Origin of the sequence: Micromonospora sp. NPDC049282, from assembly GCF_043197045.1 — a bacterium.
Classification (GTDB): Bacteria; Actinomycetota; Actinomycetes; order Mycobacteriales; family Micromonosporaceae; genus Micromonospora.
In genome coordinates this window covers 218,060-244,461 of the sequence record NZ_JBICSL010000007.1, presented here as the reverse complement: position 1 = coordinate 244,461, position 26,402 = coordinate 218,060, and the positions used below count along the sequence as shown (strand labels likewise).

The following is a 26,402-nucleotide window of genomic DNA, read 5'->3' as shown; positions in this document are numbered from 1 at the left end:
GCTGCGACCCGGCGCCGGCCGCCTCCGCCGATCATGTCCCTGAACAGGGCCGATGACGGCGAATGGTGAGCGGTGAACGCCCCTCTTCTCCCACCGCCGGCAATCAGGCGAGCCGTTGTTGGCCGGCCGCGCGCAGTGCCGGTCCCCACTTTCCCGGCGAGGCTGGAGGTCCGACGCGTACCCCGGCAGATGAGGAGGCGGTGATCATGAGCGGTCCATCCGTGGCGCTCCCCGATTCCGCGCCGCTGCCCCCGCCCCGGACGGCTCCGCCGCCGGGTGCCGCCAAAGGCGGACGCGTCCGCCTCAGGGCCGCCGACACCCGCCGGCGGCCCTGAGCCCGGACCCGACGGCCGGCCACCACCCCGGGCAGAGGTCCGCGCCCCGCCACCGTCCGCCGGGCGGTCGCCCGGCCCACCCCGGAGAGGCCGGAACGTCCGGCCCCGCCGCTCCGCCCGTCCCCCGGCCCGCACCCGGACGCGCCGGTCCGGCCGGCCCGGCGGCACCGCGACACCCCGCACCCGAGAATCTCCCGGAAGGAGCCCCGACGATGACGCACACCCTCGACGAGCGCACCGAGACGCTGCGCGCGCTGCTGGAACGGCAGTTCGACGAGTACACCGACCAACTCACGGAGCTGACGCTGCATGTACGGCAGCCGGGCCACGGCGGCCACGACCCGGACACCCTGCGCCGCCTGGTGGAGGCCGCCAAGCAGGGGGTGACGGACACCACCCAGGCGTTGACGCGGATGTCCGAGGGCACGTACGGCGTCTGCGAGCGCTGCGGTCAGGACATTCCCACCGCCCGGCTGGAGATCCGGCCCTCGGCGCGCTTCTGCGTCCCGTGCCAGCAACGTCGCTGACCGCCGGAGACGTGACCGACGAGCACCACCCGGGTCAGGGCGTGCGACCGGCCGGCGCCGTCTCGGACCGGTCCGCCCGGACCCGGTCGAGGTCGCCGGCGAGTTCGTCGGCGACCAGCAGGTCCCGCCGGATGTCGTCGTGCGGGTAGGCCGCCCGCCCGATCATGTGCGCCGCGACCGGCGCGGTGGCCAGCTGGAACACACCCACCAGCACGAGCGTGGTGACGTCCACGCCGGTACGCAGCCGCAACGCGCACCCCAGCAGGACCAGCAGCAGCCCGAGCACCTGCGGCTTGGTCGCGGCGTGCATCCGGGACAGCACGTCCGGGAAGCGGAGCAGGGCGATGCCGGCGGCGAGGCTGAGCAGCGCGCCGGCGACGAGACAGACGCCGGCGACGGTGTCGAGGACGACGTCGACCATCACTTCGGGTTTCTCCGCGCCGCGAACCGCGCGACGCTGACCGAGCCGACGAAGCCGACGACGGCGAGGACCACCAGCACCGGCAGCGCGGTGGCGTCCCGGCTGTACGCCGCCTCGGTGGCGATGGCCGCGACCGTGACCGCGAGCAGCACGTCGACGGCGACGGCCCGGTCGAGGATCGACGGGCCGCGGATGATGCGGACGAGGGTCAGTCCACCGGCCACGGTCAGCAGCGCGGTGACGATCACGGCGACGACGGTCACGTCGGTGCCCCTTCCAGGTCGACCGGCTCGGGCGGGCCGGTGGGGTCGGGTTGGCGGAGCCGGCTCAGCTCCTCGGCCGAGCCGACAGCGGTGACGATGCGCTCCTCCAGCTCCAGCGCGCCCCGCCGGAACCGCTCCACCTCGTCGAGCGTGCGGATGCCGATGACGTGCACGTAGAGCGTGCCGGTCTCCCGGTCGGCCTCCAGGATGAGGCTGCCGGGCACCAGCGACAGCGCCTCGGCGGTCAGGGTGAGGTTGAGGTCGGTGTTCACCCGCAGCGGCACCGCGATGATCGCGCCCCGCGGGGTGTGCCCGAACCGGACCGCCAGCCAGGCGACCTGTGCGGACGCGACCACGAGGTCCCACAGGAAACGCGCCAGGAAGCGCAGCAGCGGGACCGGCCGGATCCGCCCGGCGAACGTCACCGGCGGCAGCGGGAAGACCACCAGCAGCACGGCCGCGACCACCAGACCGCCGATCACGTTCGCCCAGGTGAAGCTGCCCCACAACAGTACCCAGACGGTGACCAGGGCGGTCGCGGCGACGGCCCGGTTACGCCACCGGACGCGGCGGGTCAGCGGGTCACGCGGATGAGTGGTCACGGCGCACCGCCCGGGAACACGGCCTCGACGTAGGGGGCGCGGCGCAACAGGTCGTCGGCCGCGTCGGTGCTGATGTCGAAGAGCGGCCCGGCCACCACCGTGAGGCCGAGACCGAGGACCACCAGGGCGGCGGTGGACGCGGTCATCAGCCGGGGCAGCGCCGCGCCGGCGGGCGACGGATCGTCGTCGTGCGGCTGCGCGGCGCCGTCGGCGCGCGCCGCCCGGACGCCGTCGTCGGGCTCCGGCATGTCCGGGTGCGGGGCCCGCCAGAACGCGAGGTTCCACACCCGGGCGATGGCGTAGAGGGTGAGCAGGCTGGTGAGAAGCCCGCCGGCGACGAGCGCCCAGGCCAGGACGCCGCCGTCGGACACGCCGGCCTGGACGAGACCGACCTTGCCGAGGAACCCGGAGAACGGCGGGATGCCGGCCAGGTTGAGGGCGGGCACGAAGAAGAGCACCGCCAGCACCGGCGACAGCCGGGCCAGCCCGCCGAGACGGTCCAGCGCGGTGCTGCCGCCACGGCGCTCGACCAGGCCGGCGGCGAGGAACAGGGTGGTCTGGATGGTGATGTGGTGCACCACGTAGAAGATCGCGGCGGACAGGCCGACGGCGGTGGTCAGGCCGACCCCGAACAGCATGTAGCCGATGTGGCTGACCAGCGTGAACGACAACAGCCGTTTGATGTCCGACTGGGCGACCGCGCCGAGGATCCCGACCACCATGGTCAGCGCCGCGATCACCAGCAGCAGATCGGCGGTGCGGCCGCCGGGGAACAGCAGCGTCTCGGTGCGGATGATCGCGTACACGCCGACCTTGGTCAGCAGGCCGGCGAAGACCGCGGTGACCGGCGCGGGCGCGGTGGGGTAGCTGTCCGGCAGCCAGGCCGACAGCGGGAACACCGCGGCCTTGATGCCGAACGCCAGCAGCAGCATGCCCTGCAGGACCAGCCGCAGGTCATCCGGCAGCGCGTCCAGCCGGTCGACGAGCTGGGCCAGGTTGAGCGTGCCGGTGGCGGCGTAGATCAGGCCGATCGCCACCAGGAAGATCAACGACGACAGCAGGCTGACCACGACGTACGTGGTGCCGGCCCGGATCCGGTTCTCCGTGCTGCCCAGCGTCAGCAGCACGTAGCTCGCCACCAGCAGGATCTCGAAGCCGACGTAGAGGTTGAACAGGTCTCCGGAGAGGAACGCGTTGCACACGCCGGCGGTCAGCACGAGGTAGGTCGGGTGGTAGACCGCCAGCGGCGTCTCCTCGTTGCCGTCGGCCATGCCCTGCCCGATGGAGTAGACCAGCACGCACAGAGTGACCGCGGCGGAGACCACCAGCATCAGCGCGGCGAGCTGGTCGGCGACGAGCACGATGCCCATCGGCGCGGCCCAGCCACCCACCTCGACCACCAGCGGGCCGCCGACCGTGGAGCGGACCAGCAGCATCGCCGCGACCGCCACGGTGGCGGCGAGGACGGTGATGCTGACCCACCGTTGGGCGCGGGCCCGGCCGACGAGCAGCAGCGTCAGGGCGGCGCCGAACAGCGGCATCACCACCGGCAGCGGGACGAGCCAGCTCATCGGGTCCTCCCCGGCTCCCCGGCGGCCACCCGCCGGTCGTCCGCCACGGCCGGCGGGACGCGATCGGTGGTCTCCGGGTCGGCGGTGCCCGGACCCTCGGCCCGGTCCGCCAACTCCATGATCCGGCGGTCCTCGACGTCGTCCTGCACCTCGTCGTGCCCGTTGAGGTGCCAGCTGCGGTAGGCCAGGGCGAGCAGGAAGGCGGTCATGCCGAGCGTGATGACGATGGCGGTCAGCACCATCGCCTGCGGCAGCGGGTCGGCCATCTCCTCCTCGGCCGTGGTGCCGACGATCGGCGGACCGCCGGCCCGCCCGCCGGTGAGCAGCAGCAGGTTCGCGCCGTTGCCGAGCAGGATGACCCCCATCAGCACCCGGGTCAGGCTGCGCTCCAGCAGCAGCGTGACCCCGGCGGCGAAGAGGACCCCGACCACCACGACGTAGATCAGGTTCGGACTCACACCAACTCCCCTTCGCGTACGTCGCCCGGCGCGCTCTCCCCCTGGTCGACCTCCTGCTGGCGGTCCATCTCGGCGCCCAGGCTGCGCAGGATGTCCAGCACCAGACCGACCACGATGAGGTAGACGCCGACGTCGAAGAAGACCGACGTGACGAAGTGGACGTGACCCAGCACCGGCAGGTGGAAGTCGAGCGCCGCGCTCTGCAGGAAGTCGCCGCCCAGCAGCATCGCGGTGACGCCGGTGCCGACCGCGACGAACAGCCCCGCGCCGAGCACCCGGCCGGCGTCCACCGGCGCCGCGCCGTTGAGTTCGGTACGCCCACCCGCCAGGTAGCGCACGGCCAGCCCGAGGCCGGCGACCAGGCCGGCGGCGAACCCGCCACCGGGCTGGTTGTGGCCGGAGAAGAGCAGGTAGATCGAGAAGAGCAGGATGGCGTGGAACAGCAGCCGGGTGATGACCTGGAGGATCACCGACTGGGCCCGGGTGGTGGCGCCGCTGGTGAGCCAGCGCGGACGCACCGAGCTCTGCCGGCCGGCGCCGGGGATGCCGCTGCGCATGTTCAGGGCGCGGGAGCGGCGGAAGATCAGGCTGGCCACGCCGGTGGCCGCCACCACCAGCACGGCGATCTCGCCCATCGTGTCCCAGGCCCGGATGTCGACGAGGGTCACGTTGACCACGTTGTTGCCGCCGCCGTAGGACACCGCCTCCTCGGGGAAGCCGACCGAGATCGGCGTCGCCACCCGGGCCCCCGCCGACACGTACGCCATGCCGGCGGTGACCACGCCCACGGCCACGCCGAGCGCGACGCGTATCCGGCGGCTGGAGCGCACCGGGCGGGCGGAGAACTTCGTCGGCAACCGGCGCAGCACGAGCACGAACATCACGATCGTGACGGTCTCCACCAGGAACTGGGTGAGCGCCAGGTCGGGCGCACCGTGCAGGATGAACAGCAGCGCCGTGCCGTAACCGGTCACCCCGACGAGGATCATCGCGGTCAACCGGCGCCGGGCGCGTGCGGCCGCCACGGCCGCCACCACGACGGCCGCGCCGGCGGCGGCCTGCAACGGGGTGTCCCACAGTTGGTAGCGCTGCGGCCACGGCACGCCGACCAGCAGCGCGCCGCCCGGCAAGACGACAAGCACCAGCAGGATGACGCCCAGGTAGAACGGCAGGGAGCCACGCTGGGTGGCGCCGGTCAGCTCCACCGCCGCGCGGTCCACGGCGCCGACCAGCCGGTCGTAGCCGGTGGCGCCGTCGAAGGGCAGCCGCAGCAGGTACGGCCGGCGCCGGTGCAGCAGCAGGAACAGCCCGACGCCGGCGGCGACGGCCAGCACGGACAGGCCGAGGGCCGGGGTCAGCCCGTGCCAGAGCGCCAGGTGGTAGCCGGGATCGGTGCTCGGGTACTGATCCGCGTACGGCGCGAGCACCCGGTCCACCGCCGGGGCGAGGACGCCGACGGCGAGGCCGGCGGCCGCCAGCACCGCCGCCGGGGCGACGAACGCCCGGTCGAGCGGCTCGGGTCGGGTGTCGTCCACGCCGGGCTTGCCGGCGAACGCCCCCCAGAGGAAGCGCAGCGTGTAGGCGACGGTCAGTGCCGAGCCGGTCACCAGCCCGGCGAGCACCACCAGATCGGCGGCGCCGCCGTGCAGGAACGCCTCCAGCGCCGCCTCCTTGGCGACGAAGCCGACCAGCGGCGGCAGCCCGGCCATCGAGGCCGCCGCGAGCCCGGCGACCACCGCCAGCGCCGGCGCCCGCCGGCCCAGTCCGCTCAGCTCGCGCAGGTCACGGGTGCCGGCGACCTGGTCGACGACGCCGACGACCAGGAACAGGGTGGCTTTGAACAGGGCGTGGGCCAGCAGCATCGCGGCACCGGCCAGCGCGGTGTCCCGGGTGCCGGCGCCGAGGATCACCATCAGCAGGCCGAGCTGGCTCACCGTGCCGTAGGCCAGCAGCAGCTTCAGGTCGACCTGCCGCAGCGCCGCCCAGCCGCCGAGGAACATCGTGACCAGGCCACCGGCCAGCAGGACCGTCCGCCACGCCGTGACCTGGCCCACCGCCGGCCCCATCAAGGCGACCAGGAACACGCCGGCCTTCACCATGGCGGCGGCGTGCAGGTAGGCGCTGACCGGCGTGGGCGCGGCCATCGCGCGCGGCAGCCAGAAGCTGAACGGGAAGATCGCCGACTTGCTCGTCACGCCGAGGAGGACCAGCACCAGGGCCACGGTGAGGTAGCCGCCGTCGGGCAGGTTCCGGGCGATCTCCGACCACCGGTAGGAGCCGGCGTGCTGCCCGAGCATCACGAAACCGGCGAGCATCGCCAGGCCACCCAGGGTGGTCACCAGCAGCGCCTGCATGGCGGCCTGCCGGCTGGCCCGGCGGGTGGGGTCGCTGCCGATCAACAGGTAGGAGAAGACGGTCGTCAGTTCCCAGAACACGTAGAGCAGCAGCAGGTCGTCGGAGACCACCAGGCCCAGCATCGCGCCGGCGAACGCCACGAAGACCGCGGCGAAGCGGCCGAGACCGGGGTCGTCGGACCGGAAGTAGCGGGCGCTGTAGGCGAGCACGAGGGCGCCGACCCCACCGACCAGCAGCACCATCAGCCAGGAGAGCGTGCCCATCCGCAGGGCGAGGTCCAGGCCGAGCTGCGGCACCCAGCTGACCGTCTCGACGACCGGCGTCCCCGAGCGGACCGGGCCGGTGCGGGTCACGGCCCAGATTCCGGCCGCGGCGGGAACGGTCGCCAGGAGGTAGAGCGCCCGCCGCCCCCAGATGCGTACCAGCGCCGGGGCGGCCACGGCTGCGAGCGCATGAACCGCCACCAGAACCAGCACACATCCTCCTCAAGATCGACAGTCGGTTAGTCAACCCTAACCGGCGCCGGTGGGATCGGCCATATCGAGAACGTCACCCCGGCCCTGACGCATCGGCACCGGTCGGGCGGGGTACGGACGCGAGTTGCCTCCCGGTGGAACCGGACAGGCCCGCCGACCCGGACGACGAGGACGACGAGGGGAAGACGACGTGCACCCCGATCGGCTGGGTGCTGCTGCCCGGGCTGCTCGGTGTGTCGGCCCGTCCCCGGGCCGCGGCGCTGGTGTCGGCCTGGGCCGGTGTGCTGGTGCTGGCGTCCGTCGTCGTACCGTTCGTTCCCGGTCACCGCGGCGACCCGTCCGCGCTGATCGCATCCGCGACCGCCCTGGCCGTGGCGCCCGCCCTGGCCTGGGCCCGGCGCCACCGGCGGTCCACCGCGGTCGTGCGCGCCGCCGCGCCGCCCGACGTGGCGGTGTTCACCATGCCGGCGGGTCCCGGGCGGGCCGCGCTCGCCGTCTGCGGCACGCCCGGTGAGGTCGGCGCCGCCGTCCCGCTGCGCGACGGCGGCCTGCGCGTCCTGGTCGGCACGGTCACCGGCCCGGCACTGAGCACGCCCGCCGGCCGGCGGGCGATCGAGCTGGCGTTCCGCCGCCACGCCGGCCAGGCCCGGCAGTCGCTGCCGCAGCTGGTCGAGGCGCTCGACCAGGTGGTACGCGCACTCGCGTCGGCCGGCGACCTGCGCGCCACCGTCGTGCAGGTGGACCGGGCCGGTCTGCTCGACGCGGTGCGCTGCGGCTCACCGGATCTCGCCGTCGCGACCGGACACCGGGCGACCCTCGCCGGAGTGCCGGCCGGCCCGGCGATCGGGTCGACCGCCCCGGCCGGGCCCGCGGTGTCCGGCCGGGTCACCTCCCACCACGTCGCCGTCGTCGGCGCCGACGTCACCGAGGCGCACGGGCACCGGTGGACGGGCGTACTCGACCAGGTGGCCGGCGACGAGGACCCGGCACGGACGGCGCAACGGCTGACCCGCGGGCCAGGCGGCGTGCGGCGCATCGGCCCGGTGCTCGTCGTCGACCTGAGGACGCCGTCCGGCGGGTGACGGATCGGTGTCGCCGGCGCCGCCTGCCCAGGCGGGGACACGGTGTCGAGCGAAGCCGCCTCGATCGGTACGCTTGCCGCTCCACGAACGAGCCGGAACACCGGATCTCATCCTGGTCGGCACGCATCGGCAGAGAGGCGGACCACACCATGACGTCGGTTGCGGACGGGCAGCCCCATGCGGTGGACGCCGAGCGGGGCGGAGAGGAGGACATGCGGTCGTTGTTCGGGCAGTCCACCGCGGTCTTCGCGTCGCTCGCCGGGCCGGCACACCTGGTGGAGAGCGCGAACCAGGCGTTCTTCGCCGCCATCGGCAAGGAACGGGCTCGCACCGGGGTCACGCTCACGGACCTGATGCCCGAACTGGCCGGTCAAGGCTTCATCGCGCTGCTGGACCAGGTCTACCGCACGGGCGAGCCCTACACCGGCCGTGACGCCCGGGTGATGCTGGGCATCGGGGCGCACGCGCGGGAGGCGTTCTTCGACTTCACCTACGAGCCGCGGCGAGACGCCGGCGGTGAGGTCATCGGGATCCGGGTGATCGGCCTGGAGACCACCCAGGTGAAGCATGCCCAACGCCTGATGGCCGAACACCGTGCCCTGGTGGAGCAGATCGCGCGCCAGGCGCCGCTGACCGACGTGCTCGACGGGATGGCCCGCTGCATCGAGGAGCTGGCACCGCAGGAGCTGCTGGTCTCCGTCCTGCTCGCCGATCCCGACGGCCGGCGCCTGCGCCACGGCGCCGCACCCAGCCTGCCCGACTTCTACAACCAGGCCATCGACGGGATCGCCACCGGTGAAGGCGTCGGCTCCTGCGGCACCGCCGCGCACCGGCGGGAGGCGGTCATCGTCACCGACATCGCCACCGACCCGTTCTGGACCGACTTCCGCGACCTGGCCGAGCGGGCCGAACTGGGGGCCTGCTGGTCGACGCCGATCCTCGGCCGCGACGGCAGCCTGCTGGGCACCTTCGCCATGTACCACCGCTCCCCGCGCGTCCCGCGGGACACCGACCTCGCGCTCGCCCGGATCTTCACCGGCACCGCCGCGCTGGCCATCGAACGGCACCACATCGAGCAGGCCAAGGCGGCCGCCGACGCCCGGGCCAGAGCAGCCCATGACGAACTGGCCAAGGTGGTGCGGGCGGAGCGGGAACTGCGCGCCGAGGCCGAGCAGCGCGCCGAGGCCGCCGCGGAACTCACCGCGCGGGTGCGGGCCGCGGCCGCCGCGCAGGCCGCCACGCCGCACCCCGAGCGGTGTCAGCTCGGCGGCACCGGCGGGTGCACGGCAGCGGCCGAGATCAAGCTCGCCGATTCCTGGGGCGACTCCGCGTGGGGCTGCCCCATCCACGTGGAGGAAGCCATCCTCAACGTGCGGTCGGTCTTCATCGCCAGTGCGGAGCTCGGCGGCCTGGCCGCCTATCTCAACCGGTGACCGGCAGGCCCGGACCGAGGAGCTGTCCGGCGCGCAGATCTCGGGGGCGCATCCGGGTCATCGCCGATGGGTTTCGGGTGCGGCGCCGGTCGTGACCGTTCTCACCGCGTCACCGCGGCAGGTCGACGGCGTTGACCGGGTACCAGCGGTACCATGACGTCGTCTCCCGAGGTAGCCATGAGCAGCGTTTCCGGCCCCGTCGACCCGGCCCACCTGCGAGCCGTGCTCGACGGCCCGTGGGCCCGGGTCCGCGACGCGCACCGCGAGCACCTCGACGAGCGTTTCCTGCCGGTCTATGGCGAGACCGGCGACCAGGCGCGCGAGCGGATCAGCCGCCTGCTCCGCGAACTTCCGGTCGAGCTGGGGATCGGCGGTGGCTTCCCCAGCGAGTACGGCGGCGACTCCGACGTCGGCGCCTCCATCGTCGCCATCGAGATGCTGGCGCAGGTCGACCTGTCGCTGATGGTGAAGGCGGGCGTGCAGTGGGGCCTGTTCGGCGGCGCGGTCGCGGCCCTCGGCACCCGGCGGCACCACGACGCCTACCTGCGGGACATCATCGCCGGCGAGCTCCTCGGCTGCTTCGCGATGACCGAGACCGGGCACGGCTCGGACGTCCAGCAACTGCGCACCACCTGCGTGTACGACCCACGGACGGGGACGTTCGACCTGCACACCCCGCACGAGGCGGCACGCAAGGACTACATCGGCAACGCCGCCCGGGACGGCCGGATGGCAGTGGTCTTCGCCCAGCTGATCACCGGCGGACGGCGGCACGGCGTGCACGCGTGGCTGGTCCCGATCCGCGACGAGCAGGGCAACCCGTTGCCCGGCGTGACCATCGGCGACGCCGGGCCCAAGGCCGGCCTGCTCGGCGTGGACAACGGGCGCCTCAGCTTCGAGCACGTGACGGTGCCGCGCGACATGCTGCTCGACCGCTACGCCCAGGTCGCGCAGGACGGCACCTACTCCAGCCCGATCGAGAACGACTCCCGGCGCTTCTTCACCATGCTCGGCACCCTGGTCCGTGGCCGGGTGAGCGTCGGCGGCGCCGCCTCGGCGGCCACCAAGGCGGCGCTGGCCATCGCGGTGCGCTACGGCGACATCCGCCGCCAGTTCGGCACGCCCGACGCCGAGCGGGAGGTGCTGCTCAACGACTACCTGGCCCACCAACGCAAGCTGCTGCCCGCGCTGGCCACCACGTACGCGCTGACCTTCGCCCAGACCGAGTTGGTCGCCGCGCTCGGCGACGTGCAGGGCGGCGACGGGCCGGTCGACGAGCACCGGCAGCGGGAGCTGGAATCCCGGGCCGCCGGCCTCAAGGCGGCGCAGACCTGGCACGCGACCCGCACCATCCAGATGTGCCGGGAGGCGTGCGGCGGCGCCGGCTACCTGGCCGAGAACCGGCTGCCCAGCCTCAAGGCCGACACCGACGTCTTCACCACGTTCGAGGGCGACAACACGGTGCTGCTGCAGTTGGTGGCCAAGGGGCTGCTCACCGGCCACCGCGACGAGTTCGGCTCGCTGGACGGCTGGGGACGTGCGTCCTTCGTCGCCGACCAGGTCCGCGACATGGTGCTCGAACGCACCGCGGCGCGTTCGCTCATCGAGCGGCTGGTCAGCGCCGTGCCCGGCCGCGACGAGGAGGTCGCCGTCACCGACCGCGGCTGGCAGCTCAAGGTCTTCGAGGACCGCGAGCGGCACCGCCTCGACGGCGCGGTCCGCCGCCTGCGCAACGGCGCCGCCACGAAGAGGGACCGCCCCTTCGACATCTTCAACGACGTGCAGGACCACGTCCTCGGCGTCGCCGCCGCGCACGTCGACCGGGTGACGCTGGAGGCGTTCGTCGCCGGCATCGACGCCACCACGGACCCGGCCGTGCGGGCGCTGCTGTCCCGGGTCTGCGACCTCTACGCGCTCAGCGTCATCGAGGCCGACAAGGGTTGGCTGCTGGAGCACGGCCGACTCACCCCGGCCCGCGCCAAGGCGATCACCGCGGTGGTGAACGGCCTGCTGAAGGAGCTGCGCCCGCACATGCGGACGCTCGTGGACGGCTTCGCCATCCCGGACGCCTGGCTGCACTGTGCGGTCCTGCGCGAGGAGCCCGACCGGCAGGAGACGATGGCTGCCCACGACGCCGCCGCGAGCTGACCGGCCCGCGCCGTCACCGGCCCAGCGCGAGGCTGACGGCCCGGACCACGGCGAGGCAGGCCACGCCGGCCAGCGCGGCCCAGAGCGCACACCCCGTGCCGTACCGGCGATCGGCGGCGAGTTCCCGTTCGGTCGCCGCGGGCTCCCGGCTCACCGCGAGGTAGCGGCCGGTCCGGGGCAGCGTGAGCGCGACGACTCCGCCGTCGAGGACCGCGGGTTCGCCGATCACGTGCAGCGGGACGCCGGGCCGCACGACCTGTTCGACCACCCGCACCGCGTCCACGCGCCTCGCCGCGTCCGCCGGAACCTCTCCCCGATCGACGAACTGCTGGAGCCACCGGCCGTTGCGGCGATGGCTCGTGGTCTCCTCGTCGACGACCGTCCGTACCGGCGTGGGACCGGCGTGTGCCACCGGCAGCCGGGTGCGCGCCCACACCGACAGGCGCGGGTCGACGGTGGACGCCTGGAGGATGTCCGCCGACACGACGGCCGTGCCGGTGCGGTCGGCCACCCCGAACGGATCGCCCGCGGACTGTTCCCAGAGGACGGCCGTGCGGGTGAGGCCCGGATCGCCGACGGTGTCGACGGAGTAGACCGTCGTGCGGATCCAGACCGCCTCGACGCCGGACAGCGGCGCGACGACCGGCCCGTCGGGACCCGGCGCTGTCTCGCCGTACACGGCGAACCGCCGGGGCATGCCCGCGCCGGGGCGCAGCGCGGCGCACGGCGAGACGGCGTGCCGGCGAACCCACCGGTGCTGACGGCCGCCCGACACGGCCAGGGCCAGCAGGACCGGCGCCAGCACCAGCATCGCGAAGCCGAGGAACCCGGCGAGCGCGACGACGACCGTCAGGAAGTCCACACGGCCACGGTAGACATCGAACGCCACGGATAGTGGGAGCGCCGAGGGAAGCTCGACCGCGATCACCCACTGTAAGGAATTTGTCTTGCTGCGTGACATGCCGCAGGGCATTCTCGGTCCATGAACAGAGCCACCGCGGTGGGCCGAAGCGTCGTCGCAGTGGGACGGGAATCTGTTGCGGTCCTGCTTGCCTCGTTGCTACTGCTGTCCGCCTGCACCTCTGGCGGTGACCACGAGTCACCACCGACCACGGACGCACCACCCTCGATAGAGGAACGCGCCACGGTGGCGCTCACCAGCGCCATCGACCGGCTCGCCGCCTCACCCGGCCTGCACTACAAGGGAAGATTCGACAGTCCGGCCGGAGCGGCGGACGTCGACATGCGCATCTCCCACAGTGGTGTGGCACTCGGTTCGATGAGCGACTCCGGCACGGCGTTCCGGATCCTCGCCCTGCCGGACCGCACGTTCGTCCGCGCCGGTGAGGCGTTCTGGAGATCCACCACGTCGGCGCAGACCACGAGCGACCCGAAGCCCCGGGCCGAGCTGGTCAAGCGCTACTCCCGAAGCTGGGTCGCCGTTGATGCGCGGTCGATCGGCGACCCGGGTGTCACCCTACGGCCGGCCGAGGTAGCCAGGCAGTTCAGCGAGCAGCTACGCCAGACCGGCGTCACCCGGGTGGACCGCGGCGCCGTCGGCGAGCAGCAGAGCACGATCATCACGGTCGGACCCACCACCTACCACGTCACGGCGGACAGTCCGTACCGATTGCTGCGGGTCGAGAGCCCTCGCATCAAGGCCGCCCGTGCCGCGATGAGGGGTGCGGTGCGCGGCGCGGCGCTACGCACCGAGCAGCGACTCGCCCCGTCGGACGACGGCCTCGACTTCGGCGAGATGGACCCGTCGGAGCTCGACGGCTTCTACGACACGGTCGAAACGAGGCGAAACGCGAACTCGGCAAGGCGGTCGACTCACGGGTGGCGTTCAACGCCACGCTGACGGGCGGCATCACCTGTCCGTTCGGGAGCGGCGCCTGCACGGTCCGCGTCACCGTCACCAACAGGCTGACGACCGACGCCGCCGCCAGCGGCACGGTCAGAGCCGACATGACCGCATTCGTCACCGGCCCGTCCAACGCGACGACCTGCACCGACTCGAAGTCCGTGGCGATCAACTCCTCGACCGCCATGGCGTGCGTCGCGCACATCGTGTTGCCGCGGTGCAACAGACGCGGCGTCTGCACCTGGCCGGTCAGCGCGAACGTCATGGTCATCGCCCGGGCGAACGTCAACGTCACCGCGGTCACCAGGCAGCTACGCCAGGGCCGGGTTCGCGACGGACAGTCGGCCCGGTGCCGGGCCGGCAAGGGATGCGGCTACCCGGTGAAGGGCTCCAAGGCCGGCGCGGACAAGATGCGGGCGGAGGCCGACCGGCTCGCGAACAAGCGCAACCCGCGGCAGTGCCGGATGGGCACCGTCGCCGTCGCGAAGGTCGCGCAGAAGAGCGGTGGCGGCACCAGGACGATCGTCGCGACCGAAGCTCAGTCCAAGCCCAACGAGTGAACCGATGCCGACCTGCGGGGCATGGAGTTCGCGTCGTACCCGGGCCACGCCGAGGCGTCGATCATCCAGTGGCTGAAGCACAACGCCAACTGGTACATAGTCGAGGGCGCGGCACAGCGTAACGTCTGCCAGCCCGATGAGGCTCCCAACTGCGACGTATCGTGCATGGAACAGCTGGAGAACGTCGAGGGACTCACGCTCGGACCGAAGGAGTTCCGGCGCGGCAGCCGGTACAAGTCACAGATCCGAACGTTCTGGACCGCATGAGCACAGCAAGGACCGTGGAGTGACCGAGTACAGCGAGCTGACCCAGCGCCTGGCGGCGCTTCCACGATCGGCGAGGGCGGTCCACGGGGCCTGCTGCGCCCTCCGCTACGTGCCGGTGCTGACCACGATCGCTCCGCACCTGGAGACGGCCGCCACCGAGTCCATCGACCTGCTCGTGGACCATCTCGGTTCGGTCGACGAGGATCGGCTCGCCACGGCCTCCGATCGCGTCGAGGCACTCGTGCCCGATGTCGGCGACGCCCAGGATCCGCTCTACTGGGTGGCCGACGCCCTGTCCCTGGTGAGTTACGCCCTCCAGTGCGCGCGTTCCGACGCCTCACCCGAGCCGGTCAACTGGGCGTGCGCGGGCGCACTCAACATCGCCTCCGAAATTGACGTCTACGTGCGGAAGGAGGGCGTGCCCGCTCGACTGAAGCAGCTCGACATCGCGGCGCAGGAGTCCAGCATCCGCCAGTTGCAACGCGACGTCGCCCCGTCGACGGTCGCCCACCTGAGATCGGAAGCGGCGGTCGTGGCCGCGGAGGTGGAGCGACTGCTGCCGGTTTTCCTACCCGCCCTGCGCCGGTGATCATCCCGGGTGCGGCCCTGCCCCGTCCCGATCCGTACCGGGCCGCCGCGCCCGGCGCGCCTGGGTAGGTTCACTGTCATGAGTGACGACACCTTCCGCTCGGTGGAGATCGAGCGCACCGGCCTGGCGAGCTACACCGTCCGCAACGCCCGCGGCGGTTCGATCTCCATGGGCTCGGGCCAGGGCGACAGCTTCACGCCTGTGGAACTGCTGCTGGCCGCCATCGGCGGGTGCACCGCCGTCGACGTCGACCACATCACCAGCCGCCGCGCCGAGCCGAGCAGCTTCTCCGTCGAGGTCAGCGGCGACAAGATCCGGGACGAGTCCGGCGGCAACCGGATGCGGAACCTCCGGGTGGAGTTCACCGTGACCTTCCCGGACGGACCGGACGGCGACCGGGCGCGCGAGGCGCTGCCCCGTTCGCTGCGGCAGTCGCACGACCGGCTCTGCACCGTCTCCCGTACGGTCCAGCTCGGCACCCCGGTCACGATCGTCGACGTCACCGGCCATCCTGCGGACTGAAGTCGGCGTGAAGCGGTACCAGGACGTCGGCGACCCGCTCGACGGCGCCGACGTCGTGCTCATCGGGCTGTTCTCGGCCAAGGACAGGCAGTACGAGGTTCGACTCGACGAGCTCGCCGCCCTGGCCGAGGGCCGCGGCAGCCAGGTGGTGGGTCGGTACGTCCAGCGCCGGGGCGCCTCCGACCGGCGGCGCGGGCGTCCTGGTGGGGCGGCCCGGATGTCCGAGCCCTTCTCCCGCCGGACGCTGCTGACGCACGTTGCGGCTTCCGCCGGTCGAGGCGATCGGCGGTCGCGAGTGAAGCGGGCCCGCCCGTCCTCCTCAGCGCCGGGCGCCGTCCGGTCGGCCTCGGCCGCTACCGGAGGACTGGTGACCGGGGCGCGTGGCCCGTACCGCCGGGGCGTTGCCCGACCCGGGGCGAAACTCACGCGCGATGCCGGCGACCATCTCGTCGGAATCGCGACCGAGCGCCTGCCGGATGTGCGGTGGAACCATTTCCGACCTCGCCATCGCCGTCCGGACCTGCACCGACCGGTCGTCGAGCAGGCGCCGCAGATCCGCCTCGTCCAGCTCGGCCGCGAGCACCAGCGCGACCCGGACGTCCACCACCGGGTCCCGGGCAAGTTCGCTGCGCTGAGCGGGAGTGGTCCGCGGGTTACGGGCGAGCCCCTTGCGTACGCGTGCGGTGCGATCGGCCATCAGGGCCGTGATCACCTCGGGGTCGTGGGTGTGGGTGGCGAGCCGTTCCCGTACCTCCGGCGAGACGTCGTCGACCAGCCGCGCGGCCAGCTCGGGCTCCAGCTCGCGCGTCTCCGCGAGGAGACCGCGCAGCTCCTTGTCGGGGGCCTCCGCCATCACCCGGCGAACCGACTCGTCGCAGGCCGGGTTGCCGGCGACCGCCCAGCGGACCCACCGGTCGGCGTCCCGGACGAGTCGCAGGAGGTTGCCGACCGAGGTCGAGGGGTTTCTCGCCACGGCTTCCCGGACGTCACGGTCGTGGTCCCGGGTCAGCGGTCGCAGCGCCTGCGCCGGCGCGTCGGTGCGGGTCGCGACCGCCTTGCGGACCAGGGCCGACGGATCGGACGCCAGATCGATGAGGGTCATCTGCGGCGTGGTGGGATCCTGCGCGAGGGCGAGCCGCGCATCGGCGCCGTCACTTGTCGCGTCGCCGACGTGCTTCTGCTTTCCCATGGGCGCCATCATGTCACGCCCCGGTCCGGGCGCCCGCGAGCCCCTGACCAGCACGTTTTTCCTGGTGGGGCAGGGCGGGGGCGACGTCCCCCCCGGAGGTCGGCCAGCGCGGCGCGTCGCGGCCGACCCGGCTAGCGCGGCACGGCACGGAACCACGCCTCGCGATCGCCCGGATCGGGCCCGCGCCGGGGCAACGTCGGCGGCTCCTCCCCCGTGACCGGCGCGTAGTGGTCGAAGGTGGTGGTCAGGACGGCCTCGCCGCCGGTGAGGTCGGGAAGCGCGGCGACGACCTGCGGGATCCGCGCCGACGGCAGGGTGCCGCTCACCTCGAGGTACCCGCCGGCCAGGGCGGTGTCGTGGACGATCGCTCCCCGCCGGCCGAGCAACGCCATCACCGCCTCCACCGCGTGCTGCGGAAGGTTGACGTCGAACCGCTCGATCGGTTGGCACACCCGGGTGCCGGCCGCGCGCAGTGCCGCGGCCACCACGACCGGGGCGAGATTGCGGAAGTCCGCCGCGACGGTCGAGATGGACTTGTCGAACTTCTGGTGCGGCCTGCTCTGTCGCGGCCAGTACTCCGAAGCCGTCATGGTGACCGTGCAGTCGGTCACCGGCCAGCCGTGCCGGCCCTGCCGGAACGCGGCCCGCACGCCCTCCTCGGTGGCGGCGACGAAGGCCGGCGGAAGCCGACCGGGCTCGACACCGGGACGGAACTCGATGCCGTGCCCGACCGGCGCGGCCTCGATGCGCAACCCCAACCCCGCCAGGTACGGGTTGCCGCGCTCGCGCACCCGCTCCTCGGCGGAGCCGGCGCCGAGGACCCGCTCGACGCAGGCCGTCAACGTGCCGGAGAACCGCACCCGGACGCCGTACCGGTCCGCCATGAGGGCGGCCAGCACCTCCTTCTGCACCTCGCCGTGCAGGCGGATCACCGCCTCCGCCCCGTGCTCGTCGAGCCGCAGGTCCACCAGCGGGTCCTCGTCGGCCAGTTCGGCCAGACCGGCGAACATCGCCAGGCGCTGGTCCGGGTCGACCGGCTCGACGACCGCCTGCCTGGTCGGCGGCGGGAACCGGTACGCGTGCCGCCGGGGCGGGTCCCCGATGTGCTGGCCGATCCGGGCCGACACGCCGCGCACCGCGGCGATCTGCCCGGCGGACACCGAGGGGCGCACCAGGACGCCCTCGGGCTCGATGACGGCGATCTGGGTCACCGTCTGGGGGCGGGCTCCGGCGAGCCGCACCCGATCCCGTACGCGCAGCCGCCCGGACCACAACCGCAGCCAGGCCCGCCGGCCCTGTCCGTCGCGGTCGACGGCGAAGACGGTGCCGACCGGCGGGCCGTCCCGCTCCTCGCCGCGCGGCAGCAGGTCGGCAAGGAGGCGACACAGTTGCCGTACCCCGGCGCCGGTGATCGCCGAGCCGCACGCCACCGGGCTGATCTCGCCGTGACGCACCGCGTTCCGGATGGCGCGCCGGACGTCGCGCACGCGCACCGGCTCGTCCGTCAGCCACCGCGCCGCCACCGTGTCGTCGATCTCCGCCACGGCCTCCACCACCGGTTCGGCGTCGAGGCCGACGGTCCGCACCCGGGCGTCGTACGCGCCCTGACCGACGACCGTGGTGAGCACGACCGGACGCGTCCCGAGCCGCCGGCGTACCTGGGCCGTCACCCGGTCGACGTCGGCGCCGCGGCGGTCCACCTTGTTGAGGAAGAACACCGTCGGTACGCCGATGCGGCGCAGCGCCCGCCAGATGGCGACGGTCTGCGGCTGGACCCCCTCCACGCTCGACACCACGAGCACGGCGGCGTCCAGCACGGCCAGCGACCGCTCGACCTCGGCGATGAAGTCGGGGTGGCCCGGGGTGTCCAGCAGGTTGACCCGCAGATCACCGATCGTGATCGACGTGACGGCGGCCCGGATGGTGATGCCGCGCCGACGCTCCAACTCCATCGAGTCGGTCCGCGTCGTGCCGGCGTCGACGCTGCCCAACCGGGCGACGGCGCCGGCCTCGTAGAGCAGGCGCTCGGTCAGGCTGGTCTTTCCGGCGTCAACATGGGCGACGATTCCGAGGTTCAACAACGCCAAGGCAGAACTCCACGGTAGGACGGTTCAGGGTCCGGGGCGTGGAATCTGCTCGCATCGTCACTCCTCGTCGTGGTCGTCGCGGCGGTCAGCCGTGCCCAGGCTCACACGCCCGGGGCGGCCGCCGCCACCGATTTCGGTCCCGGACGGCGCGCCGCCAGGGCAGTTCGGGCTGGTCCGCGGCCAGCGGCTGACCGGCGACGGTCAGGGTGTCCAGCGCACCCCCGGGTTCACCCGCCCGGACCAGTCGAAGACCGCCATGTTGTCCCACTGGTTCCCGGTGCCGTTGATGTCGGCCGGGTCCCAACCGTTGCCGTTGACGGCGTACCAGGTCGGTTCCCAGTAGAAGACACCGACGGCGCCCGCGTTGCGGGCGGTGTTCTGCACCCAGTCGAACTCCTGGGCCTGCCCGGACCAGGTCGCGCTGATGCCGTCGCAGGTCGCGTCGCCGATGGCGTTCGGCTCGCTGTCCGCGTTGTTCCGGGTGAAGGGGTACGCGGTCTCCGCGATCACCACCGGCTTGCCGTAGCGACCACGCAGGTCGACGATGTTGTTGTAGAGGTTCGCCAGGCTGCCGTGCCACATGCAGTAGTAGGACAGCGCGGTGATGTCCCACTGCACGCCCTGGGCGCGGATGCCGTCGTAGAACCAGCGGGCGTTGGCGTTGCTGTCGGCGTCCGCGGTGTGGATCATCACCTGGATGCCGCTGCCGCACGCCTTGGTCGCGTTGTAGCCCTGCTTCAGCAGGCCGGCCAGCGGGGCGAAGTCGTTGTTGACGACCTTGCCCTCGTTCCACAGCATCCCGACGTTGATCTCGTTGCCGATCTGCACACTGTCGGGTGGCGTGCCCTGCCCCCGGAGGCTGGTGCAGACGTCGTAGGTGAAGGCGTACACGTCGGTCCGCAGTTGGCTCAGGCTGTGGCCGGCCCAGGCGGCCGGCTTGTACTGCTTGCCCGGGTCGGCCCAGGTGTCGGAGTAGTGGAAGTCGACGAGCACCCTCAGGCCCTTCGCCTTGGCCGCCCGCGCCTGGGCCAACAACCTGCTCTTGTTGTTGTAGCCGCTGATCGGGTTGTTCCAGACGCGCAGTCGGACGTAGTTGACGCCGACGGACTTCAGGATGTCCAGCGGGTCACGGGCGACGCCGCCGGCGTCGTAGTACCTCGCGCCCACGTCCAGGCTGCGCTGCAACGAGGAGACGTCGGCGCCCCGCATGCTGAGCGTGTTCGCGGCGGAGACGGGCGCGGGCGTGCCACCGAGCGTGGCGCAGACGGCGAGGACGCCGGCCGTGACGGCCCCGATCAGGACTCTGGGGCGGCGGCGCGGTTGTGTGCTCACGGGACTCCTTCGTTCGGAAGCGCTCAGCCCACGACGCAGGGAGCGCCGTTGAGCGAGAAGGCGGTCGGCGGCACGTCGCTGGCGCTCCACCGCCCCTGGATACCGAAGGTCGTGGAGCCGTTCGGCGCGAGCACGCGGTTCCAGTCGACGTTTCGGGCGGTGACGGCGGCGCCGGTCTGGCCGACCGTGGCGTTCCACGCCGAGACGACCTGCTGGTCACCGGGGAAGCTGAAGGTGACGATCCAGCCGTCGATCGGCGCCGCCCCGGTGTTCTGGATCGTCATCGTGGCCACGAAACCGCCCCACCACTCGGACTGGTTCCGGTAGGTCACCCGGCAGGTCGAGGGCGGCGGGGGCGTCGGCGTGGACGTCGTCGGCAGGGCGACCGTGTTTGTCGCGATCGACACGTTGCCCACCGCGTCCCGGGCCCGGACGTAGTACAGGTTCTGCAGCGGCGTCGACGGGGGCAGCGACGCCGTGTACGTCGTGCCCGGCACGGTGGCGATCAGCGTGGAGGAGAACCAGCCGTCGAACCGGTAGACGTTGTACCCGAGCACGCCGACGTTGTCCGTCGACGGCGACCAGGACAGCGTGCCGGTCGAGGCGGTCACCTCGCCGACGGTCAGGTTCTGCGGGGCGCTCGGCGGGGTGGTGTCCGGGCCGGTGTCCGTCACCGGGGTGACCACCGTCAGGGCCTCCGACGAGGTCGAGCGGTGTCCGAGACTGTCCCGGGCGGCCACCCGGAACGAGTACTGCCGGCCCGGCCCGAGGTAGTTGGTGATCGTGGTGGTGGTGACGGCCCCGACGCTGGCGCTGTAGATGACGTCGTCGAACGCCTGGTAGTACGTGATGTCGTAGCCGACGACGGAGCAACAGCCGGGCCTGGCCGCCGTCCAGGTGAGGGTGACCGATCCGGTCCGGACCTCGCCGGCCGCCAGGTTCGTGGGCGCGCTCGGCGGGAAGGGCGAGGTGTTCGGCGTGCTGGGCGGCGTGGTCGGCGTCGGCGGCGCGGTTCCGGTCGGCTCCGCGGCGGCCACCGCGACCCCGCCGGGAGCGGGTGCGACCGCGGGGTACCCGGCGGGCGCCGCGACGCCCGCGCCGGCGGCCGGCGCGGCGATCAGAGCGGTCGCGAGCACCGCCGTCGACAGCGCGACGGCGGCCGGCGGACCGGGTCGCCGGCGGCGGAACAGCGAGGACGGGGAGACGCCTGTCATACCTTGACGATGCCGCCATGATATCGATGATCGCCAACGTATCTCACGCCTCGGTCGGGCGGGCCTCGGCGAGCAGGGCCCGGTCGCCGGCGGGCGGGCGGGCACGGAAATGCCGACGGCCCGCGGGGCGCGTCGGGCATGCTGCTCGTTGTGACGGGAAGTCAGCTGACCGTGCCGCTGGGGCACGGGCCCCGCCCCCACGCCACGCCGTCGGGCATCCGGACGCCGGCCGGCTTCGCCGTGGGCGCCGCGGTGACGCCGCCGGGCCACCTGATCGCCCGCCGGCCCCTCACCGCCGCCCCGGCCTGCCTGGACCACACGCCGCTGCGGCCCCGCCGGGCGAGGGCCGACGAGGTAAGCACGGCGGGCCGGTGAGCCCGTTCCACGTCCTCACCGATCTGGTCGGCCGCTACGGCTACCCGGGCGTCGCCCTGCTCGTCGGGGTGGAGGGCTTCGGCCTACCCACCCCCGGGCAGACCGCGATCGTCCTCGCCGCCGGATACGCCGCCCACGGCCGGCTCAGCGTCGCCGGCGTGGCGGCCACCGCGTTCCTGGCCGCGGTCACCGGCGACAGCATCGGCTACCTGATCGGCCGCTACGGAGGCCGTCGGCTCGTCCTGCGCCACGGCCGCCGACTGCGTCTCGACCCGGACCGGTTCGCCCGCCTGGAAGCCGTGATGAACCGCCACGGCCCGAAGCTCGTCGCCGCCGCCCGCTTCGTCGACGGCCTCCGGCAGCTCAACGGCGTCGTCGCCGGCACCACCGGCATGCCCTGGCGACGCTTCGTGGCCTACAACGCCCTCGGCGCCGCCGCCTGGGTGGGGCTGTGGACCACCGCCGGATACCTGGCCGGCGACCACCTGCGCGCCCTCGTCGTGGAGGTGCACCGGTTCCAGTGGTACCTGATCGCCGCCGCGATCGCCCTCGCGCTGACCTACACCGGATGGCGGCTGGCCCGCCGTTCGGACCGGGTCCCCTGATTCGGCCCGCCCCGCACCTGCCGTGCTAGGACGACAGGGACCTCCACCGCGGGTTCGACGACCGCGACAACGCCGCGCCGGCGGTCACGCGTCCGCACACTACCCGGGCGTCGACCAGGACCTGCTCCACCGGTGCCGCGCCGTGGACCGGGCCCTGTTCTCGGCCTGGCGCTGGCGCGAGGCCGACCGGATGCCCGACCGGGGTCACTGGCGAACCGAGGGACTCCGCCTCGTCCGAGCCTCGCTGGGCCGCGTCGAGCCCTGACCGGGGCCACCGCCGACGCGATTTCGGCCCCTAGCCGGCGGCACCACGCCCTTAGCCCGGCACGAGCGGCCCGTGAATGGCCCGCGCCGCGTGCCTCGGTGCCACCAGCGTCGATACTGTCGAGGCGTGACACCTGTCAGCAGGCCCCCGCAGCCGGCGCACCTCCGTGCCGGCCGGAGGGCCGCTGACCCCGGAACCGGTTCTCCGGCACGGAGGAAACCATGATCGAGTCCATTCTCCCGGCCGCGGTGACGGCCGTCGACACGTTCGTGGACCCCCCGGACGCCACCCTCTTCCGGGACGAGGAGGCCGCCGTCCGGATGGCGGTCGACAAGCGCCGCCGCGAGTTCACCACCGCCAGGTGGTGCGCCCGGCAGGCGATGAGCCGGCTGGGCCGGCCGCCCGCACCGATTCTGCCCGGCGCCCGGGGCGAGCCGCAGTGGCCGGAGGGCCTGGTCGGCAGCATCACGCACTGCGCCGGCTATCGCGCCGCCGTGGTCGCCGAGCGCGAGAGGGTCACCACGGTCGGCATCGACGCCGAGCCGGACGAGCCGCTCGCCAACGGCATCCTGGCCGCGGTCTCGCTGCCGGAGGAACGCGACCGCATCGCCGTCCTCCAGCGCGACCACCCCGCCGTGTCCTGGGATCGGATGCTGTTCAGCGCCAAGGAGTCGGTCTACAAGGCCTGGTTCCCCCTGACCGGGCGGTGGCTCGACTTCGAGGACGCCAAGGTGGTGCTCGACCCGCTCTCCGGCACGTTCACCGCCGGCCTCCTGGTGACCGCGCCGTGGGTGCAGGGCCGGAAACTGACCGGCTTCTCGGGCCGCTGGCTGGTGCGCAACGGCCTCATCGTCACCGCCATCACCGTGCTGGCTCCCGCTGTCCCGCGGATCCACCCCGCCGGCCGTCGGGTCGCCGCCCGCCGGTCCAACTGAGTCGCGCTCGGCGCACGACGACGGCCGTGCCCCGAGGGGCACGGCCGTCGTCGTGCGCGGTTCAGCCCGCGGTGGAGAAGTCGAGGTTGAGGTTGGCCGGGAGGTCGGTGCGGCGGGTCACGTTCAGCTTGCGATAGGTGCGGGTCAGGTGCTGCTCGACCGTGCTGATGGTGATGTAGAGCTTCATGGAGATCTCGCGGTTGGTGTACCCCTCCGCCGCAAGCGCCGCGACCCGGTGCTCGGCGTCGCTGAGCATGGCGGCGCCGGCGGCCGGGGTGAGCGGTTGGGCGACCGCCTCGGACTCGTCCCAACCCCCTCCCCGGGTGAGGATCTTGAGCAGCGGCTGGGCCTGTGCCTTCTCGGCCAGCGCGCGGGCCCGGCGGGCGATCATGCCGGCGCGGCGGGACTCGCCGAGCACGTGGTACGCCTCGGTGAGGTCGGCCAGGGCGCGGGCCAGCTCGTACTCGTCACCGCCGCCGCTCTGCAGATCGACGGCCTGGCGCAGGAACATCGGGCGGTGCCGCAGCTCACTGGTCGCGGCGAGCAGCCGCATCGCCATCCCGTGCACCCGGGGCGCGTCCTTGCCGCACCGGGCGAGTTGCTCGTCGACGAGCTTGCGGGCCGGACCGGGGCGGCCCATCCGCAGCAGCGCCTCGGCGGCGTCGGTACGCCACGGGATCAGGCCCGGGACGTCGAGCTTCCACCGGGCGGCCAGCTCACCGCACTGCTCGAAGTCGCGCAGCGCGAACGGTAGCTGGCCGATCGCCAGGCTGTAGCGGCCCCGGGCGTGCAGGTAGTGCATGCCGTACCGGGTCTGGAACATCTCCTCGGCGACCGGCTGGTCGAGCTGCTCGCGGACCAGGTCGTAGTCGCCCATCGCGGTGGCGGCGATGATCAGCGCCGCGAGCGGACCGCCGACCGCGACCCCCCAACTGCTCGGCGGCATGCTCTCCAGCGCCAGCCGGGCGTGCCGGACCGCGGCGGGCAGCTCGCCCAGGCGCAGCGAGATCTCGGCCCGGATCGCGGCCAGCCGGGCGAGCCGGCTGGGCGCCTGCCGGGCGCCGGCCTCCTCGACGAAGGTGTCGCACCAGGGCGCGGCCCGGTCCGCGTGACCGCTGTAGGTGAGCGCGAACAGCGCGCTCTCCACGGTGTCCAGGCTCATCTCGTCGAGCCGGGAGTTGTGCAGGATGCGCTCGACGCCGGCCGCGAGCGGCTCGGACGGTCCGCGGGTGAGTACGGTGGCCAGCGCGCTGGCGGCCTCCAGGCGATGCCCGGCGGCGACGGTCGGGATCGGGGTGGGGGCGAGTGGCGCCTGCGGGCGCAGCATCGGGAAGAACGACGGGTAGGTGGACCGCAGCAGTGGCCGGGCAATCGCCAACTCCGTCAGGGTTTCCTGGTCGTGCTCGTCGGCCGACGCGGTGAGCTGCTCGAAGACCGACCGGGCGTCGGCGAACTGGCCGTTCCAGAGCAGGGCCTTGGTGAGCACCAGCGCGTCGCCGCTGCGCAGGAAGCCGTTCTGCATCGCCGCGGTGAGCTCGGGCAGGTAGCCGGTGGACATGCTCGGGTTGATCCGCCAGCCGGCCCGCATCATGGTCGTCATGATCTTGGCACGGTGCCGGTCGTCCGCGCACGTCTGCCAGGCGAGCCGCAGGTAGTCGACCGCCGCGTCCACCCGTCCCGCGCGCAGGGCCTGCCGGGCCGCGTCCTCGAGGACCGGCACCACCCAGGGGTCGTCGGCCTGACCGGCGCGCAGCAGGTGCTCGGCGACCACCTGGCTGACGGCGCCCTCGTGATAGGCGATCTCCGCCGCACGCCGGTGCAGCGCCACCCGCTCGCCGTCGTCGATCTGGGCCAGCACCGCCTCGCGGGCCACCGGGTGCCGGTAGTCGCCCCGGTGCAGCAGGCCGGCCGCGGTCAGCGCGCGTACCACCTGGGCGACCTGGGCCGGCTCCAGACCGGTCAGCTTGTCCAGCGAGCCGGCGTCCGGCAGGATCGCCAGCGCCTGGGCCACCCGCTGCATGCGCTCCTCGGTGCGGCGCAGGCAGGAGAGCACGGCCTCGGCGTACTGGCCGCCCGGCACCGGCTCGTTGCTCGGCGCGACGCCGTCGGCGACCGCCTGCCGGTGGTCCTCGACCAGGCCGCCGACCAGCAGCGGATTGCCGCCGCTGAGCTGGTGCCAGCGGGCGGCGAGCCGCGCGGCGTCGTCCTCGCCGAGCCCCTCGGTCGCCATCTCCCGGACGCCGTCCGCGGAGAGGGTGACAAGCGCGATGTGGGCGCCGTGCGGCGGCCGGGCGAGGCCGTCCACGTCGAGGACCGGTGCGCCCGACCGCCGGTGCCCGGAGTGGCTGAACAGCGCCAGCATCGGCGCGAACCGCACCCGGCGGGCCAGGTACGACAGGCAGACCAGCGAGGCGTGGTCGGCCCGGTCCAGGTCGTCCACCACCACCACGAGCGGATAGCGCCGGGACAGCTCGAGCAGCACCGTGCAGAGCGAGTGGACGATCTGCGGGTCGAGGCGGTGGGTGCCGCCGTCACCGTGGGTGAGGGTCTGCGCACCCTCGTAGAGGAGGTTCATCGCCCGCCGCCGCTCGTCGTCGACAAGCGGGGCGTCCAGCAGCAGCTGGCTCATCACGCCGAGCGGCAGGTCCTGCTCGGACCGCGACCCGGTGGCGGTGATGGCCAGTCCGTTGAGGTCCACGACGCGGTCGGCGAACGTGTTCAGAAGCTCCGTCCTGCCGGTGGCCACCGGGCCCGTGACCACGGCGACCCGGCCTTTCCCGGCGACGGAGGCGGCCAACAGGCCGTCCAGTGTCTCGATCGCCTCGGTACGCTCCACCAAACTCATCTTCTTCACTTCCTTAGGTGCGAGGGGCGCCTTGTGCGGCGCGCTCCAGCGGCATCTCAGGAACCCCCGTACGGCGTCCAAC

Annotated in this window: 24 protein-coding genes; 12 read left to right on the top strand and 12 right to left on the bottom strand. The window is 73.1% G+C overall.

Annotation, left to right across the window (positions count from 1 at the left end; genetic code table 11):
• Positions 1–547 precede the first annotated feature (547 nt).
• The gene (locus ACGFI2_RS14540) at positions 548–862 is read left to right on the top strand and encodes a TraR/DksA family transcriptional regulator (protein ID WP_393516095.1); all 315 of its coding nucleotides are present in this window, start codon (positions 548–550) and stop codon (positions 860–862) included.
• Positions 863–896: 34 nt separating this feature from the next.
• Here the strand turns inward: ACGFI2_RS14540 and mnhG are convergent, their stop codons facing one another.
• From mnhG to ACGFI2_RS14510, 6 genes are read right to left on the bottom strand one after another with little or no spacing between them, the layout of a single operon-like run.
• The gene (gene mnhG / locus ACGFI2_RS14535) at positions 897–1,286 is read right to left on the bottom strand and encodes a monovalent cation/H(+) antiporter subunit G (RefSeq protein ID WP_393516092.1); all 390 of its coding nucleotides are present in this window, start codon (positions 1,284–1,286) and stop codon (positions 897–899) included.
• A complete protein-coding gene (locus ACGFI2_RS14530) occupies positions 1,283–1,546 on the bottom strand; it encodes a monovalent cation/H+ antiporter complex subunit F (RefSeq protein ID WP_393516089.1) in 264 nt (87 codons plus the stop codon). The genes mnhG and ACGFI2_RS14530 overlap by 4 nt, the downstream gene beginning before the upstream one ends.
• On the bottom strand, positions 1,543–2,148 hold the full coding sequence (locus ACGFI2_RS14525) for a Na+/H+ antiporter subunit E (protein ID WP_393516086.1): 606 nt from the start codon (positions 2,146–2,148) through the stop codon (positions 1,543–1,545). The genes ACGFI2_RS14530 and ACGFI2_RS14525 overlap by 4 nt, the downstream gene beginning before the upstream one ends.
• Positions 2,145–3,719: a Na+/H+ antiporter subunit D gene (locus ACGFI2_RS14520; protein WP_393516083.1), complete on the bottom strand. Its 1,575-nt coding sequence runs from the start codon at positions 3,717–3,719 to the stop codon at positions 2,145–2,147. The genes ACGFI2_RS14525 and ACGFI2_RS14520 overlap by 4 nt, the downstream gene beginning before the upstream one ends.
• The gene (locus ACGFI2_RS14515) at positions 3,716–4,177 is read right to left on the bottom strand and encodes a Na(+)/H(+) antiporter subunit C (protein ID WP_393516080.1); all 462 of its coding nucleotides are present in this window, start codon (positions 4,175–4,177) and stop codon (positions 3,716–3,718) included. Before ACGFI2_RS14515 ends, ACGFI2_RS14520 begins: the two co-directional genes overlap by 4 nt.
• Entirely contained in the window at positions 4,174–7,008 is a 2,835-nt protein-coding gene (locus ACGFI2_RS14510; protein WP_393516077.1) for a Na+/H+ antiporter subunit A, read from the bottom strand. Before ACGFI2_RS14510 ends, ACGFI2_RS14515 begins: the two co-directional genes overlap by 4 nt.
• 134 nt (positions 7,009–7,142) lie before the next feature.
• Between ACGFI2_RS14510 and ACGFI2_RS14505 the strand changes: the two genes are divergently transcribed.
• The 3 genes from ACGFI2_RS14505 (at position 7,143) to ACGFI2_RS14495 (ending at position 11,671) form a co-directional block, all read left to right on the top strand.
• The gene (locus tag ACGFI2_RS14505) at positions 7,143–8,090 is read left to right on the top strand and encodes a hypothetical protein (protein WP_393516074.1); all 948 of its coding nucleotides are present in this window, start codon (positions 7,143–7,145) and stop codon (positions 8,088–8,090) included.
• Between the two features lie 149 nt (positions 8,091–8,239).
• Complete coding sequence (locus ACGFI2_RS14500; RefSeq protein WP_393516071.1) at positions 8,240–9,523, top strand: GAF domain-containing protein; 1,284 nt, start codon at positions 8,240–8,242, stop codon at positions 9,521–9,523.
• A 177-nt stretch (positions 9,524–9,700) separates the two neighbouring features.
• A complete protein-coding gene (locus ACGFI2_RS14495) occupies positions 9,701–11,671 on the top strand; it encodes an acyl-CoA dehydrogenase (protein WP_393516068.1) in 1,971 nt (656 codons plus the stop codon).
• A 13-nt stretch (positions 11,672–11,684) separates the two neighbouring features.
• Here the strand turns inward: ACGFI2_RS14495 and ACGFI2_RS14490 are convergent, their stop codons facing one another.
• The gene (locus ACGFI2_RS14490) at positions 11,685–12,533 is read right to left on the bottom strand and encodes a hypothetical protein (protein WP_393516065.1); all 849 of its coding nucleotides are present in this window, start codon (positions 12,531–12,533) and stop codon (positions 11,685–11,687) included.
• A gap of 285 nt (positions 12,534–12,818) precedes the next feature.
• Between ACGFI2_RS14490 and ACGFI2_RS14485 the strand changes: the two genes are divergently transcribed.
• From ACGFI2_RS14485 to ACGFI2_RS14465, 5 genes are all read left to right on the top strand, one after another.
• Positions 12,819–13,532, top strand: coding sequence for a hypothetical protein (locus ACGFI2_RS14485; protein WP_393516062.1), 714 nt, complete (start codon positions 12,819–12,821; stop codon positions 13,530–13,532).
• A gap of 107 nt (positions 13,533–13,639) precedes the next feature.
• Positions 13,640–14,095 (top strand): hypothetical protein, encoded by a 456-nt coding sequence (locus ACGFI2_RS14480; RefSeq protein ID WP_393516060.1) that lies wholly within the window; start codon positions 13,640–13,642, stop codon positions 14,093–14,095.
• A 21-nt stretch (positions 14,096–14,116) separates the two neighbouring features.
• A complete protein-coding gene (locus ACGFI2_RS14475) occupies positions 14,117–14,362 on the top strand; it encodes a hypothetical protein (protein ID WP_393516057.1) in 246 nt (81 codons plus the stop codon).
• A 19-nt stretch (positions 14,363–14,381) separates the two neighbouring features.
• A complete protein-coding gene (locus tag ACGFI2_RS14470; protein ID WP_393516054.1) occupies positions 14,382–14,951 on the top strand; it encodes a hypothetical protein in 570 nt (189 codons plus the stop codon).
• Between the two features lie 78 nt (positions 14,952–15,029).
• Positions 15,030–15,473, top strand: a complete 444-nt coding sequence (locus tag ACGFI2_RS14465) for an OsmC family protein (RefSeq protein WP_393516051.1) — start codon at positions 15,030–15,032, stop codon at positions 15,471–15,473.
• Positions 15,474–15,792: 319 nt separating this feature from the next.
• Here ACGFI2_RS14465 and ACGFI2_RS14460 read toward each other — a convergent pair whose 3' ends face one another.
• The 4 genes from ACGFI2_RS14460 to ACGFI2_RS14445 all read right to left on the bottom strand — a co-directional run bounded on the left by ACGFI2_RS14460 (position 15,793) and on the right by ACGFI2_RS14445 (position 21,295).
• On the bottom strand, positions 15,793–16,662 hold the full coding sequence (locus ACGFI2_RS14460; RefSeq protein WP_393516048.1) for a hypothetical protein: 870 nt from the start codon (positions 16,660–16,662) through the stop codon (positions 15,793–15,795).
• 131 nt (positions 16,663–16,793) lie between these two features.
• Positions 16,794–18,740, bottom strand: coding sequence for a GTP-binding protein (locus ACGFI2_RS14455; RefSeq protein WP_393516045.1), 1,947 nt, complete (start codon positions 18,738–18,740; stop codon positions 16,794–16,796).
• 210 nt (positions 18,741–18,950) lie between these two features.
• A complete protein-coding gene (locus ACGFI2_RS14450; protein ID WP_393516042.1) occupies positions 18,951–20,081 on the bottom strand; it encodes an arabinogalactan endo-beta-1,4-galactanase in 1,131 nt (376 codons plus the stop codon).
• A 23-nt stretch (positions 20,082–20,104) separates the two neighbouring features.
• Positions 20,105–21,295 (bottom strand): cellulose binding domain-containing protein, encoded by a 1,191-nt coding sequence (locus ACGFI2_RS14445; protein WP_393516039.1) that lies wholly within the window; start codon positions 21,293–21,295, stop codon positions 20,105–20,107.
• A gap of 150 nt (positions 21,296–21,445) precedes the next feature.
• On the opposite strand from ACGFI2_RS14445, the gene ACGFI2_RS14440 reads away from it, so the two are divergent.
• From ACGFI2_RS14440 to ACGFI2_RS14430, 3 genes are all read left to right on the top strand, one after another.
• On the top strand, positions 21,446–21,670 hold the full coding sequence (locus ACGFI2_RS14440) for a hypothetical protein (protein WP_393516036.1): 225 nt from the start codon (positions 21,446–21,448) through the stop codon (positions 21,668–21,670).
• Positions 21,667–22,275, top strand: coding sequence for a DedA family protein (locus tag ACGFI2_RS14435; protein WP_393516033.1), 609 nt, complete (start codon positions 21,667–21,669; stop codon positions 22,273–22,275). Before ACGFI2_RS14440 ends, ACGFI2_RS14435 begins: the two co-directional genes overlap by 4 nt.
• 486 nt (positions 22,276–22,761) lie before the next feature.
• The gene (locus ACGFI2_RS14430) at positions 22,762–23,475 is read left to right on the top strand and encodes a 4'-phosphopantetheinyl transferase (protein WP_393516030.1); all 714 of its coding nucleotides are present in this window, start codon (positions 22,762–22,764) and stop codon (positions 23,473–23,475) included.
• A gap of 61 nt (positions 23,476–23,536) precedes the next feature.
• Here the strand turns inward: ACGFI2_RS14430 and ACGFI2_RS14425 are convergent, their stop codons facing one another.
• On the bottom strand, positions 23,537–26,320 hold the full coding sequence (locus ACGFI2_RS14425) for an AAA family ATPase (RefSeq protein ID WP_393516027.1): 2,784 nt from the start codon (positions 26,318–26,320) through the stop codon (positions 23,537–23,539).
• Between the last annotated feature and the right edge of the window lie 82 nt (positions 26,321–26,402).

Bases quoted from the DNA above. Each gene is read 5' to 3' on its own strand.
- ACGFI2_RS14540 (WP_393516095.1), top strand. From the start codon at position 548: ATGACGCACACCCTCGACGAGCGCACCGAGACGCTGCGCGCGCTGCTG.
- ACGFI2_RS14520 (WP_393516083.1), bottom strand. From the start codon at position 3,719: ATGAGCTGGCTCGTCCCGCTGCCGGTGGTGATGCCGCTGTTCGGCGCC.
- ACGFI2_RS14500 (WP_393516071.1), top strand. From the start codon at position 8,240: ATGACGTCGGTTGCGGACGGGCAGCCCCATGCGGTGGACGCCGAGCGG.
- ACGFI2_RS14495 (WP_393516068.1), top strand. From the start codon at position 9,701: ATGAGCAGCGTTTCCGGCCCCGTCGACCCGGCCCACCTGCGAGCCGTG.
- ACGFI2_RS14480 (WP_393516060.1), top strand. From the start codon at position 13,640: ATGACCGCATTCGTCACCGGCCCGTCCAACGCGACGACCTGCACCGAC.
- ACGFI2_RS14475 (WP_393516057.1), top strand. From the start codon at position 14,117: ATGGAGTTCGCGTCGTACCCGGGCCACGCCGAGGCGTCGATCATCCAG.
- ACGFI2_RS14465 (WP_393516051.1), top strand. From the start codon at position 15,030: ATGAGTGACGACACCTTCCGCTCGGTGGAGATCGAGCGCACCGGCCTG.
- ACGFI2_RS14460 (WP_393516048.1), bottom strand. From the start codon at position 16,662: ATGGGAAAGCAGAAGCACGTCGGCGACGCGACAAGTGACGGCGCCGAT.
- ACGFI2_RS14445 (WP_393516039.1), bottom strand. From the start codon at position 21,295: ATGACAGGCGTCTCCCCGTCCTCGCTGTTCCGCCGCCGGCGACCCGGT.
- ACGFI2_RS14430 (WP_393516030.1), top strand. From the start codon at position 22,762: ATGATCGAGTCCATTCTCCCGGCCGCGGTGACGGCCGTCGACACGTTC.
- ACGFI2_RS14425 (WP_393516027.1), bottom strand. From the start codon at position 26,320: ATGAGTTTGGTGGAGCGTACCGAGGCGATCGAGACACTGGACGGCCTG.